The 16,310-nt window shown below is 40.7% G+C and carries 19 protein-coding genes; 18 read left to right on the top strand and 1 reads right to left on the bottom strand.

Going from position 1 to position 16,310, the window contains the following annotated elements; translation table 11 throughout:
• Positions 1-69 precede the first annotated feature (69 nt).
• The 8 genes from trpE to BW721_RS06325 all read left to right on the top strand — a co-directional run bounded on the left by trpE (position 70) and on the right by BW721_RS06325 (position 7,420).
• Positions 70-1,533, top strand: coding sequence for an anthranilate synthase component I (trpE, locus tag BW721_RS06355; RefSeq protein ID WP_076767184.1), 1,464 nt, complete (start codon positions 70-72; stop codon positions 1,531-1,533).
• On the top strand, positions 1,534-2,121 hold the full coding sequence (locus BW721_RS06350; protein ID WP_076767182.1) for an anthranilate synthase component II: 588 nt from the start codon (positions 1,534-1,536) through the stop codon (positions 2,119-2,121). It abuts the gene before it with no gap.
• Entirely contained in the window at positions 2,114-3,142 is a 1,029-nt protein-coding gene (gene trpD / locus BW721_RS06345; RefSeq protein WP_076767180.1) for an anthranilate phosphoribosyltransferase, read from the top strand. Before BW721_RS06350 ends, trpD begins: the two co-directional genes overlap by 8 nt.
• Positions 3,139-3,915, top strand: a complete 777-nt coding sequence (trpC, locus tag BW721_RS11625; protein ID WP_083686808.1) for an indole-3-glycerol phosphate synthase TrpC — start codon at positions 3,139-3,141, stop codon at positions 3,913-3,915. Before trpD ends, trpC begins: the two co-directional genes overlap by 4 nt.
• A complete protein-coding gene (locus BW721_RS11620) occupies positions 3,916-4,527 on the top strand; it encodes a phosphoribosylanthranilate isomerase (RefSeq protein WP_083686807.1) in 612 nt (203 codons plus the stop codon).
• Positions 4,524-5,708, top strand: coding sequence for a tryptophan synthase subunit beta (gene trpB, locus BW721_RS06335; RefSeq protein WP_076767178.1), 1,185 nt, complete (start codon positions 4,524-4,526; stop codon positions 5,706-5,708). Before BW721_RS11620 ends, trpB begins: the two co-directional genes overlap by 4 nt.
• Positions 5,701-6,471, top strand: a complete 771-nt coding sequence (gene trpA / locus BW721_RS06330) for a tryptophan synthase subunit alpha (protein WP_076767177.1) — start codon at positions 5,701-5,703, stop codon at positions 6,469-6,471. The genes trpB and trpA overlap by 8 nt, the downstream gene beginning before the upstream one ends.
• A 268-nt stretch (positions 6,472-6,739) precedes the next feature.
• A complete protein-coding gene (locus tag BW721_RS06325; RefSeq protein WP_076767175.1) occupies positions 6,740-7,420 on the top strand; it encodes a phosphoribosylaminoimidazolesuccinocarboxamide synthase in 681 nt (226 codons plus the stop codon).
• 189 nt (positions 7,421-7,609) lie between these two features.
• Here BW721_RS06325 and BW721_RS06320 read toward each other — a convergent pair whose 3' ends face one another.
• Positions 7,610-7,903, bottom strand: a complete 294-nt coding sequence (locus BW721_RS06320) for a YerC/YecD family TrpR-related protein (RefSeq protein WP_156892204.1) — start codon at positions 7,901-7,903, stop codon at positions 7,610-7,612.
• A 160-nt stretch (positions 7,904-8,063) separates the two neighbouring features.
• Between BW721_RS06320 and BW721_RS06315 the strand changes: the two genes are divergently transcribed.
• The 10 genes from BW721_RS06315 to BW721_RS06270 all read left to right on the top strand — a co-directional run bounded on the left by BW721_RS06315 (position 8,064) and on the right by BW721_RS06270 (position 16,294).
• Positions 8,064-8,867: an ATP phosphoribosyltransferase regulatory subunit gene (locus BW721_RS06315; RefSeq protein ID WP_076767171.1), complete on the top strand. Its 804-nt coding sequence runs from the start codon at positions 8,064-8,066 to the stop codon at positions 8,865-8,867.
• The gene (gene hisG / locus BW721_RS06310) at positions 8,864-9,469 is read left to right on the top strand and encodes an ATP phosphoribosyltransferase (RefSeq protein ID WP_076767169.1); all 606 of its coding nucleotides are present in this window, start codon (positions 8,864-8,866) and stop codon (positions 9,467-9,469) included. Before BW721_RS06315 ends, hisG begins: the two co-directional genes overlap by 4 nt.
• Positions 9,466-10,710 carry a histidinol dehydrogenase gene (gene hisD, locus BW721_RS06305; protein ID WP_076767167.1) on the top strand — a complete coding sequence of 415 codons (1,245 nt, stop codon included), beginning with the start codon at positions 9,466-9,468 and terminating at the stop codon, positions 10,708-10,710. The genes hisG and hisD overlap by 4 nt, the downstream gene beginning before the upstream one ends.
• Positions 10,703-11,707 carry a pyridoxal phosphate-dependent aminotransferase gene (locus tag BW721_RS06300; protein WP_076767165.1) on the top strand — a complete coding sequence of 335 codons (1,005 nt, stop codon included), beginning with the start codon at positions 10,703-10,705 and terminating at the stop codon, positions 11,705-11,707. Before hisD ends, BW721_RS06300 begins: the two co-directional genes overlap by 8 nt.
• Positions 11,697-12,272: an imidazoleglycerol-phosphate dehydratase HisB gene (hisB, locus tag BW721_RS06295; protein ID WP_076767163.1), complete on the top strand. Its 576-nt coding sequence runs from the start codon at positions 11,697-11,699 to the stop codon at positions 12,270-12,272. The genes BW721_RS06300 and hisB overlap by 11 nt, the downstream gene beginning before the upstream one ends.
• Positions 12,269-12,973, top strand: coding sequence for a 1-(5-phosphoribosyl)-5-[(5-phosphoribosylamino)methylideneamino]imidazole-4-carboxamide isomerase (gene hisA / locus BW721_RS06290; protein WP_076767160.1), 705 nt, complete (start codon positions 12,269-12,271; stop codon positions 12,971-12,973). Before hisB ends, hisA begins: the two co-directional genes overlap by 4 nt.
• Positions 12,970-14,355 (top strand): imidazole glycerol phosphate synthase subunit HisF, encoded by a 1,386-nt coding sequence (gene hisF / locus BW721_RS12050; protein WP_076767159.1) that lies wholly within the window; start codon positions 12,970-12,972, stop codon positions 14,353-14,355. Before hisA ends, hisF begins: the two co-directional genes overlap by 4 nt.
• 15 nt (positions 14,356-14,370) lie before the next feature.
• Positions 14,371-15,147: a PHP domain-containing protein gene (locus BW721_RS06280; RefSeq protein WP_076767157.1), complete on the top strand. Its 777-nt coding sequence runs from the start codon at positions 14,371-14,373 to the stop codon at positions 15,145-15,147.
• Positions 15,148-15,342: 195 nt separating this feature from the next.
• Entirely contained in the window at positions 15,343-15,528 is a 186-nt protein-coding gene (locus BW721_RS06275) for a hypothetical protein (RefSeq protein ID WP_076767155.1), read from the top strand.
• A 61-nt stretch (positions 15,529-15,589) separates the two neighbouring features.
• Complete coding sequence (locus tag BW721_RS06270) at positions 15,590-16,294, top strand: glucosamine-6-phosphate deaminase (protein ID WP_076767153.1); 705 nt, start codon at positions 15,590-15,592, stop codon at positions 16,292-16,294.
• Positions 16,295-16,310: the final 16 nt, after the last annotated feature.

Here is a 16,310-nt window from a genome sequence, read left to right as displayed (position 1 = left end):
ACAAAACCCGTCCTTGACTTTCATTAGTCATGGGCGGGTTTTTTATTTTGATTTAAAGGAGTGTTAGTAATGATAAAACCGACGTTAGCAGAAGCGAAAGCATTAGCCAGTGAATACAGCGTGATTCCAATTGCCTATGAGATGTTTGCGGATCAAACAACATCCATTCAAGCATTAAATAATATTCGAAAAAAAAGTGATCATTATTACTTGCTGGAAAGTGTTGTCACAAAGGACAACTGGAGTCGCTATTCCTTTTTAGGCTATAACCCAAGCTTAGTATTAAGTTGCACAGATGGTAGAGTGAAACGAACGTTAGCTGAATCATCAACAGAAAAAGTAGAAGACCCGATGGCCGCTATTTCAGACCTCCTTCAAGAGTATAACAGTCCACAACTCGAAGGTTTGCCACCATTTACAGGAGGATTGGTTGGTTATTTTTCATATGATTGTGTGAAATATATGGAACCGAGTCTAACATTAACGGACAACAATCCCGAAGGCTTTTATGATTACCAGCTGATGGTTATGGATAAGGTTATTGCCTTTGACCATTTCCGCCAGAAGATGATCTTAATTGCCAACATTAAAATAGATCAACTAGAAGCTAATTACCAACAAGCTGTAGAAGACTTAAAAGATATGGCCGATACGCTATTAACGGCAAATGACTTCAAGGACAGTGACCTAAAGCAAAAAGTAGGCGAGTTCGAGCCCTTGTTTACGGAAGAAGCTTTTAAGCGAGTGGTTGAAAAAGTTCAGCACCATATTGTCGAAGGCGATATTTTCCAAACCGTTGTTTCCAATCGTTTTTCAGCTCCTTTTGAGGGTAGCTTACTACAAACTTATCGGGTATTGCGAACCGTCAATCCGTCGCCTTACATGGTTTATTTTCACTTTGATGATTTAGAAATTGCCTGTGCGTCTCCTGAAACGTTAGTGTCGGTAAGGGATGGCCAAGTATCATCATTCCCATTAGCAGGAACCGTACCAAGAGGGAAAGACGCTGCTGAGGATAAGGCTCTAGTAGAGGGGTTGTTAGCTAATGAAAAAGAATTAGCAGAGCACGATATGCTAGTTGATTTGGCTCGCAATGATGTTGGGAAAATAGCTGAGTTCGGTAGTGTGAAAGTCACAGAATATCGTGAAATCAAGCAATTCTCTCATGTCAGCCATATTTCTTCAAAAGTAGAAGGTAAAGTTAGGTCAGATGTCTCGGCACTTGAGGTATTAGCGGCTGCTCTACCAGCAGGCACGTTGTCCGGTGCTCCTAAAGTAAGAGCATGCCAGATTATTGATCAGCTCGAACAAACAAAGAGAGGTCCTTATGGCGGAGCGTTAGGCTATATCGACTTTACGGGAAATATGGAAATGTGTATTGGTATTCGGATGGCTGTTCGAAAGAACGACAAAGTCTTTGTTCAAGCAGGAGCGGGAATTGTTTCTGAGAGTGATCCTGCCAGCGAATACCAAGAAACAAAAAACAAAGCTAGAGCAATGATGACGGCTTTAGCTCCTCAGGGGGAACAGTAGATGATTGTGTTAATTGATAACTACGACAGTTTTACTTATAACTTATACCAATTATTAGGAGAGCATAGCCAAACAGCTATTAAAGTCGTTCGCAATGATGACTTACTTGTTGAAGAGCTAGCTGCTCTAAACCCTAGCCATATTGTTATTTCACCAGGTCCTGGACGACCGGAGGAGGCTGGTATAACCGTAGACTTGATTAAAGAACTAGCAGACCGTGTACCGATATTAGGTATCTGCTTAGGACATCAAGCCATTTGCCAAGCTTATGGGGCGGATATTGTTCATGCTAAGCCGCTTGTTCATGGTAAAGCCTCAACCATTCATGTTGCTAGTGGCAGCCCTATTTTCAATGGCTTACCGCCATTGTTAGAAGTGGGACGTTACCATTCTCTAATTGCTGATCGTCACACCTTGCCCGATGATTTATTGGTCATTGCTGAGAGCACGGATGGAGAAGTCATGGCAGTGAAGCACCGTGACCTTGATTTGTATGGTTTGCAATTTCATCCAGAATCAATTTTAACGAAACAAGGTAGCCAAATGATTAAAAATTTCATTCAATTAGGGGGAGTCAATGATGATTAACGAGGCCATTAGTGCTATTTTCTCTGGAAAAGATTTAACGACAGAAACAGCTAGAGCTGTCATGGATTTAATGATGGAAGGTCAAGCTACTGATGCGCAAATGGGCGCTTACTTGACTGCTATGCGAATGAAAGGAGAAACCATTGATGAGATAGCAGCTAGTGCAGCAGTGATGCGAGAGAAAAGTACTAAACTAAAGACGAACCGAGATGTTCTAGACATCGTAGGAACGGGTGGAGATGAGCTCAATAGCTTTAACATTTCAACCGTATCATCGTTTATTGTTGCAGCAGGCGGCGTACCGGTCGCAAAACATGGTAATAGAAGTGTTTCAAGTAAGTGTGGGAGTGCCGATGTTTTAGAAGCGTTGGGAGCGAATATTAACTTAACAGCAGAGCAAAGTGCCCAAATTCTTCAAGAAACGGATATTTGTTTTATGATTGCGCAAGCTTATCACTCTGCTATGAAACATGTGGCACATGTCAGAAAACAGTTAGGTGTTCGAACGTTATTTAATATTTTGGGGCCACTAGCTAATCCAGCAGGAGCTAGCCTGCAGCTATTAGGCGTTTACGATGAGAATTTAGTTGAACCTTTGGCGAATGTATTAAATAAATTAGCTGTTAAACGTGCCATGGTTGTTCATGGTCATGACGGTTTGGATGAAATTACCATCACGGGAACAACAACCATCTGTGAAGTCAATAATGGGAAAGTGACCAGTTACTTTATTACGCCTGAACAATTTGGCTTAGAACGAAGCAATCTATCGGCTCTCATTGGTGGCGAACCAGAAGAGAATGCTCAAATTGCCCTAAAAATATTAGAGGGTGAAAAAGGACCTCGTCGCGATATCGTCGTCATGAATGCAGCCTGTTGTTTATATATGGGCAAAGAAAATCTGTCATTGCGTGATTGTGTTCGCTTAGCAGAAGATTTACTGGATAGTGGGCAGGCAAAGGCTAAACTACTTCAATTTATTGAAGCAACTCAGTCTTTGAAAACGGAGGTATCGGCATGACAATCTTAGATGATATAGTAGCTGCAACCGAAAGACGGCTAGCTAAGGATCAAGCAGCATTACCCTTAGAACAATTGAAACAACAAGCATATCCTGACCGACCTGCATTTGCCTTTGAACAAGCCTTAAGAGAAAAAGACCTTTCATTTATTTGTGAAGTCAAACGAGCATCACCATCAAAAGGATTGATCACTGAAGATTTCCCCTACCGGACCATTGCTAAAGATTATGAAGAAGCAGGCGCAACAGCTATTTCAGTTTTAACCGAGCCAGACTTTTTTCAAGGTCACGATGCTTATTTAACGGAAATTAGTCGATCCGTTTCAATTCCTATTTTGCGTAAGGACTTTATTATTGATCCTTATCAAATCTACCAAGCTAAGGCAATCGGAGCAGATGCGATTTTGCTAATTTGTGCGATTTTAACAAATGAACAATTAACAGACTATATTACCTTAGCTACTGAACTTGGCTTATCCGTTTTAACAGAAGCTCATAATCAAGAGGAAGTCCAAGCAGCGGTTGCAGCTGGCAGCCGGATTGTTGGTGTCAATAATCGTCAGCTACATGATTTTTCTGTTGATTTCCAAAATAGTATTTCGCTTCGTCAGCATGCACCAGCTGATATCATCTTTGTTGCTGAAAGTGGCATTCAAACGGCAGCTGATATTGACAGTTTAAGAGCAAATAAAGTCGATGCTGTCTTGATTGGGGAAACCATCATGCGGGCAGATGACAAAAAAGCGAAAATTAAAGAACTTAGAGGCGATTAAATGGTTAAAGTTAAAATATGTGGGCTGCAAACGCAAGCAGATATAGAAGCTGCTAATCTAAGTCAGCCCGACTATATCGGTTTTATTTTCGTAAAACAATCAAAGCGTTATATTTTACCAGACCATGCCAATAGACTTCGTCAGTTATTAAATCAGCCCATTCAAGCAGTGGGGGTATTTGTGAATGAAGAGCACGCTCGAATTGTTGACATTGCTCAGGCAGGAACGATTGACCTCGTACAATTGCACGGCGACGAGGACGACAACTATATCCACACACTCAAAAAAGCATTAGAAATACCCGTTATTAAGGCCGTTAGTGTCGGTAAAACAGTTGAAGCGAGTACTAAATCAGCTGACTACCTCTTGTTTGATACAGAAACTGTTGAGCGAGGTGGTAGTGGTCAAGCCTTTGATTGGGAGCTTATTTCAGAATTTAACAAGCAGCCATTCTTTTTAGCGGGAGGATTAAATACTGAGAATATTCAAGCAGCGCTAGCTGTTGTTCAACCATTTGCTCTTGATGTCAGTAGCGGTGTTGAGACAGATGGCAAAAAAGACCCACAAAAAATGCGAGCCTTTGTGGAAATAGTAAGGGAGCAAACAAGATGACAAAAGGAAGATTTGGAGATTTCGGTGGACAATATATACCGGAAACCTTGATGACAGAAATTCACCGTGTAGAGGAAGCCTACAATTTTTATAAGGAAGACCCTGAATTTCAAGAGGAGTTAACGCAATTATTAAATGATTATGCAGGCCGACCATCACGCTTGTATTATGCTAAAAATATGACCGAAGACTTAGATGGCGCTAAAATTTATTTGAAACGAGAAGATTTGAATCATACCGGATCGCATAAGATTAATAATGTGCTTGGGCAAGCGCTATTAGCAAAACGAATGGGTAAAACACGTTTAATTGCTGAAACAGGTGCAGGTCAACATGGCGTTGCAACAGCCACAGCAGCAGCTCTTTTAAACATGGAATGCGAAGTTTTTATGGGAGAAGAAGATACGGATAGACAAGCGTTAAATGTTTTTCGTATGGAGTTGATGGGAGCGAAAGTGAATAGTGTGACGAAAGGTACGCGTACCTTAAAAGATGCTGTTAATGAAACCATGCGCGAATGGACGAACCGCGTTGACGATACTCACTATGTATTAGGATCAGTGATGGGACCGCATCCTTATCCGACTATGGTACGTGATTTCCAAAGTATTATTAGCCGAGAAATTAAGGAAAGTATGCTCGAAAAAGAAGGAAAATTGCCTGATGCTGTATTAGCTTGCGTCGGCGGCGGATCGAATGCGATTGGTGCTTTCTTTCATTTTATCGATCATCCTGAAGTGGCTTTAATTGGTTGTGAAGCAGCTGGGAAGGGAGTATCAACAGGACAGCACGCGGCAACGATGGCTGAAGGGACAACCGGAATTTTCCACGGTATGAAGAGCCTGTTTTGCCAAGATGAGTTTGGGCAAATTGCGCCTGTTTATTCCATTTCTGCTGGCTTAGATTACCCTGGCATTGGGCCAGAGCATGCGCATCTCCATACTAGCAAACGGGCGAGCTATGAGGCGATTACTGATGATGAAGCAGTAGCGGCATTTGAATATTTATCTAAGATCGAAGGCATTATCCCTGCTATTGAATCATCACATGCGGTTGCCTATGCACAAAAGTTAGCGCCGACTATGTCCAAGGACCAAACCATCGTTATTTGCCTATCTGGTCGTGGTGACAAGGACGTTGCTGCCATTGCGCGCTATAAAGGAGAAGATATTTATGAATAAGATTCAAGATGCTTTTCACAACAAAAAGGCCTTTATTACTTATTTAATGGCGGGGGATCCCAACCTTGACCAGTCAGCTAAGCATATTTTAGCGTCTCAAGCAGCTGGAGCAGATTTGATTGAAATTGGTATTCCCTTTTCAGATCCTATCGCTGAAGGCCCAGTCGTAGAAAATGCTAGTGTACGTGCGCTAGCAGCTGGTATTCGTTTGAATCATGTTTTTGATATGGTCGCTAGTATCAAAGACCAGATGCATGTTCCAATGGTATTTATGACCTATTTAAACCCCGTTTTCGTTTACGGCTATGATGCTTTCTTTGCCAAGTGCCAAGAGGTCGGTATTTCCGGTATCATTATTCCCGATCTTCCTTTCGAAGAGCAGGAAGAAGTGAAGACAGTCGCAAAACAATACGGGATTGCAGTGATCACCTTAATCGCGCCAACGTCCCTCTCTCGCATTAAAGAAATTGCCAAGCAAGCAGAAGGATTTATCTATTTAGTATCTTCAATGGGGGTAACAGGCGTTCGCCAAGATATTACGACTGATATCGATACACTTGTTAAACAGATTAAAGAAGTGACAACCACTCCTGTAGCAGTCGGTTTTGGAATTAGCCAACCCCAACAAGTTGCTCATTTCTCCAATATGGCTGATGGCGTTATCGTCGGCAGTGGGATTGTTCGACTTGTTGAAGAACATTTAGAAGCAGCAGAGCCTTATGTTTATGATTATATTCATAAGATGCAGTCAGCTCTTCGTTAAATAAAAAGCAGTTAAGGACATTAACCAAAAGGCTAGTGTCGTCACCTAGAGATTCAAATAAAGGAAGAGCGTAGGCATGAATAGCAGCAGATTATGAATGAAACCAAATATCTAAAACTTTAAAACCAAACATTAATAAATATAAAATAATAATCATTCGTCTTTAGAATTTTTAAAGTAAATATATATTAATTTATTTTCAATTAAGCTTTAAAAAACGAACAAAGTGTGATAGTATCTATTTATCAAAATGAAAATGAGGTGCCCAATGGAACGCATTTATCAAGGTAAAACCAAAGATGTTTATGCTAAGGAAGACGGCAACATTCGTTTGTTTTTTAAGGATGATATGACAGGGAAAGATGGTGTTTTTGATCCAGGTGAAAATCAAGTTGGCTTAACAGTTGATGGATCAGGACGATCAGGTTTAGCAGTCAGTCAGTACTTTTTTGAACACTTAGAAGCGAATGGTATTGCGACACATTACTTAGCAGCAGACTTGGATGAAAAGACGATGGATGTAAAAAAAGCAACCGTCTTTGGTCAAGGACTTGAAGTCATTTGCCGTTTCAGAGCATTTGGTAGTTTTATTCGTCGCTATGGTGCCTACATCGAATCTGGCGAGCCACTAGCTAGCTATGTGGAAGTCACTATCAAAGATGATGACCGTCAAGATCCAGTTATCAGTGAAGATGCCCTTAATTTGTTAGGTATCTTAAAAGAAGACGAATACCACATTATTAAAGAAAAAACCATTCAAATTTCAACACTTATTAAAGAAGAATTAGCGGCTAAAGGATTAGACCTTTATGATATTAAGTTAGAGTTTGGCCGTTCTGCTGAAACTGGCGAAGTTATTCTAATTGATGAATTATCAGGCGGTAACATGCGCGTCTTCAATGGTGATCAATCTGTTTATCCCCTTGATTTAGAAACGTACTTATTTTAGAAAAAAATAACGGCTGAAACTGTCGACTGGGAAATAAAATCACTCTTACTCGACAGATTAAGCAATTATTCTCAAATAAAAAAGGAAGCTGCTAGGATAATTATCCTAGCAGCTTCCTTTTTTATAGACTAGGGGATTATAAGTTCAGCCATCAATGTCTAGCTCCCAAGGCGGACTTGTCCGCTTTTCTTATTTATTATCTGCATCCACACGGTCTAAGACCAAATGGTAGCCATTCTCACCGTAATCTAAACACCGTTTCACACGTGAAATCGTTGTTGAAGATGAACCCGTTTTTTCTTGAATATGGGTATAGGTTTCACCAGAGCGAATCAGTTTAGCTACTTGTAGGCGTTGTTTCATTGACAACAATTCATTTGCTGTGCATAAATCTACGAAAAATTGGTAGCATTCCTCTACAGTTTCCAACGCTAATATGCCTTCAAACAAGTCATCCATTTCCTGATCTTTAAATTGATTCATCTTTCCAAAAATCTCCTTTTTTATATCTAACTCTCTCATTATTCACTTTACCACAATAAAGCGGTAAAAAACATTGTTTATTGCTAACAGTTATGTTATTTTAATATTAATACTTTATTGAAGTAAAGTGGTAGAGTGATAAAGCAAACGAGGTGAAAGCATGACCAATCAAACGATATTAAAGCAATACCAGCTTGTTAATGACTATATGAACCGTCTCGACCAAAATGGCTACCGCTTGATCGATTTAAATATGATTGAGCCCTTCCATTTGAAAGATAAACATTTCCAACCATCCAGTATTCTCTTTGAACGTAATGAGCAGATGTTTGCCATTAGGAGTGACTGGACAAGAACGCTCCTAAACTATAATGAAAACTTTCTACTAGAAGAACGGCTATTTGGTTATTTTGGTCCCGTTATTCGCGATTATCAATCCTTTAATCAAGCAGGCGTTGAATTATATGATGCTAGCCAAGCAGAGATTATAGCAAGCTTGATGCTCCATCTTTCTTTTGTTACTGATAATACAAGGCAACCTATGCACTCGATGGTTGTTAACAATGACTTCTTACTAGACTTGTATTTAGAAAAATACAAACTGGATGACAGTATCAAGCAACTCATTTATGAAAAAAATTTATCTGAACTAAGAAAGGAACTAGGGGAGGACCACCGTATCTATCAATTGATGGCAGTCCCTGTCAGCCAGCAATATCAATTAGTGGAAGAAGAGTTTGGCTACCACCAAGAAATGCAATTTATTAAAGCAGTGAAGGAAACCGTTAAAGACTATAAGTTAAAAGTTATTTTAGACTTGTCGTTTCGCTCACCGCAAACTTACTATAATGGCTTTTATTTTCAAGTCTTTTTGAATTACGTTAATCCCTTGTTGAGTGGTGGGAAATACAACAATAATGCATTCGGTATTGCATTAAATCTGTCGGATGGAGGGTTATTATGATAACAGTTGCCTTAAGTAAAGGACGGTTACTGGATGATTTTATCAGCTACTTAGACCGTCAAGGCTTACCTCATTATTTAGATGTCTTAAAAAATCAAAATAGAGCGCTCTTTATTGAAATCGATAATATCAAATTCGTTTTTGCTAAGGGGCCAGATGTACCGACTTACGTGGAGAATGGGATAGCCGATATCGGTATCGTCGGCTCAGATATCATCATGGAGGACACATTCAATGTTTTGAACGTCTCTCAATTACCCTTCGGTGAGTGTTACTTTGCCTTAGCGGGACCGCCCGGTATTAAGCACTTCAAAACAGTAGCTTCCAAATATACCAATATTTCAGCTCGTTATTTTAAAGAGAAAAAGCAAGACGTTGAGTTGATTCACTTGCACGGTTCGGTAGAACTGGCACCTTTATTAGGGTTAGCCGATGGGATTGTGGATATCGTGCAAAGTGGCAATACCCTCCGTGATAATGGACTAGTTGTTTATGAGAAAATTCTCGATATTCACGGACGATTAATAACAAATAAGCAGACCTTTTACACACGAGAAAATGAAATTTATGACTTTCTAAATGAAATTGGAGTGATTAAATGAACGCCCAAGAATTTTTAACCCTCTTCCAAAAAAAGGAAGTCGCTCAAAGTTTTGACTACTACGATGATGTGGTGGCTATTTTAAAAGAGGTTAGAGAAAACAAAGATGAAGCCCTAAAAACCTACAGCCAGCAATTTGATCAACAAACCTTAACAAGTCTAAAGGTACCTGTGGAAAAGTTAAAAGCGAGTTATGATGCGCTAGAACCGCAAGTAAAAGCATCCCTTGAAACGATTAAAGCTCGTATCGAAGCTTATGAAACTGCCATCAAATATCAAGACAAGTCACTGGGAGAGTTCCGATACGTTTACCGGCCCCTTGAGAAAGTGGGTGTTTATGTGCCAGGTGGAACGGCGCTTTATCCGTCCAGTGTGTTGATGACGGTTGTGCCTGCGCTTGTAGCAGGCGTTAGCGAAATTCATGTTGTCACACCAACCTTTAGTGACAACAATATTACTTTTGCTACCCTTTACTTATGCGGTGTGGAGAATGTTTATACAGTCGGGGGGGCACAAGCGATCGCTGCGCTTGCTTATGGAACCGAGACCATTCCCAAAGTTGATAAAATCGTTGGACCTGGAAATGCCTATGTGGCCTTAGCTAAACGGTTAGTTTTCGGTCAAGTCGGTATTGATATGATTGCCGGTCCAAGCGAAATTTTACTTTATATCGATGAAACAGCCGAGTTGGATGCGGTCGTCACTGACGTTTTCGCCCAAGCTGAGCATGATGCCAATGCCAGAACCTTCGTCCTAACAGAATCAGAACGCCTTCTTCAACAACTAGAAGAAAAAATACAAGACCAGCTAGCTAAGCAAGTACGCGCCGACATCATAAGCTTGTCACTTAAAAACAACCATTATGGCATTGTGGATAAGCGCGACAATCTCATTGCTGTCCTAAATCAGATTGCACCAGAGCATGTATCCATTCAGCACCAAGATTCAGCTGCTATTATTGCTGCTATCAACTATGCCGGAGCCGTTTTTGAAGGGCATTATTCACCAGAAGCCATTGGTGATTATGCAGCAGGACCTTCTCATGTGTTACCGACCAATCGAACTGCTCGCTTTAGTCACGGTTTGAATGTAAATGACTTTTTAACAAGCCATGCGGTCATATCTTTAACTGAAAGCACCTATCAAACAATCGTTGGTGCGGCAGAAACGATTGCTGCCAAAGAAGGATTAGATGCTCACTACCAATCATTAGCCATTAGAAAGGGGAAACCAAATGACTAAGCAAAGGATTGTGACTATGGATCGCAATACGAGTCCCATTTTACCCTTAACCGATGGGCAAATCGAACGAGCAGTGAAAGCGACTAGCTTTAATCTTTACCCAGAAGAAGAAATAAAAACCTTTAAGCGTTTGTATGCGAAACGCAATCAATTTTCACCGGACTATATCGAATTAGCGAATGGATCAGATGAATGGTTACAGAAATTTATCTTAACGTTTGGCCAAAATGGTGTTATGACTCTGAATCCTGATTTTGTTATGTACCAAGTTTACAGCCAACAAGTGGCGGTTCCCTTTCACCAAATTGCTTGCCGAGCAGACTTTCAGTTCGATTTCGATGATATTGAGCGCGATATTCAAGCGTACCGACCGTCATTATTTTTAATTTCGAATCCACATAATCCGACGGGTCGCTTATTTACCGAATCTGAATTAGAGCGGTTAGCAGATGCCATGGCAGCAGTGGATGGTTATTTAGTCATTGACGAGGCATACGGGGAGTTTGCGCCAGACTATCAGCGGCCGACAGGGGCACATGTGATTATCGTTCGAACGCTTAGCAAGATATACGGGTTAGCTGGCCTTCGCATCGGGATTGCGATTGCAGAGGAAGCGACATTTGACCAGCTGACGCGCTTCAACCATCCGTATCCGGTTAATTCGGTGTCCTTGAATTTGGCCAATGAGCTATTTAGCGATGAGGATCAGTTGAATGATTTTATAGCCTATCAACAGCAGTCTAAACAGCGTTTGGAAACAGCCTTAAAAACGGTGGATAAGTGGCTAACAATTGTCCCATCAAAAAGTAATTTTATCTTTACTTACGGCGAGCGTGCACCGGAATTAGCAGCCTTTTTATTGGAAAGGGGCTATCAAGCACGTCAGTACGACGAAGCTTTGTTAAAGCAGGCCGTGCGCTATTCCATTATTGCCCTAGAAGACTATGATGGCTTTGAACAAGCCTTAAGAGAATGGAGTGAACAGATTGATTCGTAAAGAAAGAAAAACATTGGAGACTCGAATTGCACTGGCCTTGGCAGAAAATAAAGGTGGAGAGAGCAAGATTCAAACAGGTATTGGCTTTTTTGACCATATGCTCACCTTATTTGCTTTTCACTCTCAGTTGTATGTAGAAGTTGAAGCGGAGGGTGATTTAGAGGTTGACTTTCACCATACTGTGGAAGACGTAGGGATTTTATTAGGACAAGCGATTCGTGACTTGTATAAATCAAAGGCATCCTATGAACGCTATGGTTCTTTTTACATTCCGATGGATGAATCCTTAGCTCGGGTAGCACTAGATTTATCGGGCAGACCTTATTTGAATTTTCAAGCTGATTTTTCAAGAGAAAAGGTAGGACAGTTTGATACGGAATTAGTATTGGAATTTTTTACCGCAGTAGCCATGAACAGCCGGATGACCTTGCATATCGACTTATTGAAAGGTGGCAATAGCCACCATGAAATTGAAGCTATTTTTAAAGCATTTGGACAAAGTTTGAAACGTGCTTTGGCAGCAACTGATGGCGGCATTCCATCTTCTAAAGGAGTGATTGAATGATTCAGATTATTCCAGCTATTGATCTGATTAATGGGCAAAACGTTCGTTTGACTAAGGGAGACTACGATAGTAAAACGCCTATGAAGCGGACGCCACAAGAAGCAATCCAATTTTATAGCCAGTTTAAGCAAGTGGCACGGATTCACATTGTGGATTTAATGGGCGCTTTGAATCAAGCGGCAACTGAAACGGACTTGATTACGCAACTCAAACAGCTCACTCACTTGCCCCTTCAAATTGGTGGCGGCTTAAGAGACCGTGAGACGATTGACCACTATGCGAAAGTGGGGATCGATTATTTTATAATTGGCACGCGGGCTTTTACAGATTTGGAGTGGTTAAAGGAGCTGGTTTCCGCCTATCCAGGTCGAATTATTGTCGGTATGGATGCCAAAGACGACCAGATTTATATCAATGGTTGGACGGAAGATAGTGGGTGGACCATTTCCGATTATTTAAAACAAGTCGAGGATTTGGATCTTGCTGCGATTATTTATACTGACATTGATAAAGATGGCATGAATCAAGGCCCTAATTTTGAAAAAACAGAAGCTATCAGCAAGCAAACGCGCCATCAAGTGATTGCTAGTGGTGGCATTCGAGATCAAGCAGATTTACAAGAACTAGCAAAACGATCCATTACGCAAGCAGTCGTTGGAAAAGCGAGTCATCAAGCAACCTTTTGGGAGGGAATCAAATGAGTATAAAAAGAATTATTCCATGTTTAGACGTGAAAGATAGCCGAGTTGTAAAGGGGATTAACTTTGTTAATTTAAAAGACATGGGAGACCCGGTTGAACTTGCGAGAGCCTATGATCAAGCAGGGGCAGATGAATTAGTTTTTCTTGATATTTCAAAAACGCAAGATGGCCATGACTTGATGCTAGATGTGATTGAAAAAACCGCTCAGGCGATTTCGATTCCATTAACGGTCGGTGGCGGTATCCAAACGTTGGCAGATATTGATCGTATTTTAGCAGCAGGTGCTAGTGCAGTTAGTATCGGTACAGCAGCGCTTAAAGACCCAGATTTTGTAACTGAAGCAGTAGCCAAATACGGCAGCCAAAAATTGGTCGCAGCTGTGGATATTCAATTTGACCCTGAACAAGGCGATTTTTATGTGTATTCACACGGCGGCAATCAACGCACAGAATGGAAAGCTTTTGACTGGTTAATCGAATGTGAAAAGCTAGGTTTTGGGCAATTATTGATTACGAATAAAGACAGAGACGGCGTTCAAAATGGCTTTGATTTAGACTTCTTAAAACAAGCTAGCCAAGTGGTTTCCTTACCGATTATTGCTAGCGGTGGCGCTGGTTCGATTGATGACTTTGTGACTCTTTTTGAAGAGACCACGATTTCAGCTGGTCTAGCAGCATCCATTTTCCACAACGGTACAGTGACGATTAGTGACTTAAAGAGCAGATTAGTGGAAGGCGGTATTGCGATTCTGCCAACAAAAAAGCCTAATTTTGAGAAAGCCAATGGGTTGATTTCGGCTATTCTCCAAGATGTAAACACTAAGCAAGTGTTGATGAATGGCTTTATGAATGAAGAAGCCTATCGTTTAACGATTCAAGACAATGTTGTTTGGTTTTATTCACGAACTAAAAATCGCCTGTGGAAAAAAGGGGAAACGAGCCAACACTATCAATATGTTAAAGGTATGAGCTTAGATTGCGACGCCGATGCGTTGTTAATTCAAGTCCAGCCAGCAGGTCCAACCTGCCATTTGGGAACGGCTAGTTGTTTTGACCAAACGGACTTTTCCTTGAATCAGCTTTTTCAAACGGTAAAAGATAAGCTAGAAAAACGAGAAGAAGGCTCTTATACAGCTTATTTAGCACAAGAGGGACTCGATAAAATTCTAAAAAAATGCGGGGAAGAACTAACTGAAACGGTCATTGCTGCTAAAAACAATGATGCGGAAGAACTGGTTAGCGAAAGTAGCGATTTGCTTTACCATCTTTTTGTCCTTTTAGCCTATCAAGGCGTTGACCTATCAGATGTTGAAGCTCAGCTCGCAAGTCGTCACGGTAATAAGCAAAACTATCGTGTAAGAAAAACCATTGATCAATGGTAGGCGAGGAGGATGACTATGACCATTTATGACCAACATGTTCACTCTTATTTATCCTTTGATTGTGATGAAAATCCGGAAAATTATTTAACTGAAGCGACCAAAGAACTCGTTTTAACCGACCATTTTGACTTAAACAATCCCGTCACTGCCTTTCAAGATGATGTGCCCGATTTTGACCAGCTTTTAAAAATAAAAGCCCATTTAAAAGAAAAGTATGATGTGACTTTACGATTAGGTGTAGAAGTCGGCTATGCACCAGGATTAGCAGATAAAATTCAAGATAAACTAGCCGCCTATCCCTTTGATGTTATTTTACTGAGCTGTCATCACAATAACCAAGACGACTATATGGATGACAGCATTAAAACAGCAGTTGCAGATCCGATAGCCGCTTATTTTGACCAAATGATAGAAGCTATCGCGGCCATTCCGCAAGCCAATATTCTCGCCCACTTCGACTACGGTACACGTATTCACCAACTCACTGTTGAAGGATTGAAAAAATACCAAGATCGACTCGAGACGTTATTTGTGGCGGCAATCAAAGCAGACTTAGCCTTTGAACTCAATTCAAAGAGCATGTACCGCTATGGCAACTTTGATTTATATGACTATGCCATTCCCCTTTATCAATCATTGGGAGGGCACTTGTTTACACTCGGATCTGATGCTCATCAAGCAGCAGACTTAGAACTAGATTTTGATAAAAGCAAAGCCTTGTTGAAAAAACATGGTGTTACAGAGGTTGTTGTCTACCGACAAGGTCACAGGGAACAAGTGCCACTATCATGAAAAAGAGCGCCCAGAAGCTGGCGCTCTTTTTTTGAATAGAGGAGTGAGTAGGGAGCTAGAATTTGAATTCTTTTCACTCAGATAACAAACAAGTAGGCAAGCAGAATACTTAAAAGCCATCCACAACGAGAAGCGGGACTTGTTAATAACGAATAAACGGATAAGATAAAGGCAAATGATAATGGAGGATGAGGAATGACGACATCAAAAGCCAAACAACATGGCTTAGTTTATCAGTTACAACAACTCGGCAATCGCTTGAGTGATATGGTAATGCCGAATATTGGCGCTTTTATTGCATGGGGATTGATTACAGCCTTATTTATTCCTAGCGGTTGGCTGTTAAAGCTCGACCAATCAATCGAAAAAACTCATATTTAAGTGGTCAGCAGCAGATAAGTTGTGCTAAAATAAAGCCATTACACTTAGTGGAGGTTATACAATGAAAGTTTTAGTTTTCGATACAGCTGCAGAAGCATCAGCAAAAGCTTTTGATTATTTTGGAGAAGCTTTAGAGAAAGGTGCTAGCGTATTCGGATTGGCGACAGGTTCAACACCGGAAAAACTATATGAGATGATGACTCAATCTGACATTGACTTTACTCAAGCAACATCCATTAACTTAGATGAGTATTACGGCCTAAGCGGCTCTCACCCACAAAGTTACCGTTATTTCATGGAACAACATTTATTTAATGAGAAACCATTCAAACACAATTACTTACCAAATGGTCTAAATGAAAATGTCGACGAAGAAACAGCACGCTATGACCAAATTATTGCGGAAAACCCAATTGATTTACAGTTGTTGGGAATCGGCGTAAATGGTCATATTGGATTTAATGAACCAGGGTCAGATTTCGAAGGGGAAACAGCTCTGGTTGATCTAACAACCTCTACAATTGAAGCAAACAAACGCTTCTTTGAATCTGTAGAAGATGTTCCCACGAAAGCCTACAGTATGGGAATTAAATCTATTATGAGTGCTAAGCAAATTCTATTGCTTGCCTTTGGTGAAAGCAAAGCAGAAATTATCAAAGCAATGGTTGAAGGACCAGTCACAACAGACGTTCCTGCCAGCGCATTGCAAAACCACGATAACGTTGTTGTTATTGTAGACAAAGCTGCAGCAAGCCTATTAAGCTAATCATTAAAAATACTTC

The organism is Jeotgalibaca sp. PTS2502 (assembly GCF_001975685.1).
Classification (GTDB): Bacteria; Bacillota; Bacilli; order Lactobacillales; family Aerococcaceae; genus Jeotgalibaca; species Jeotgalibaca arthritidis.
This window is presented reverse-complemented; position numbering and strand designations above follow the sequence as displayed.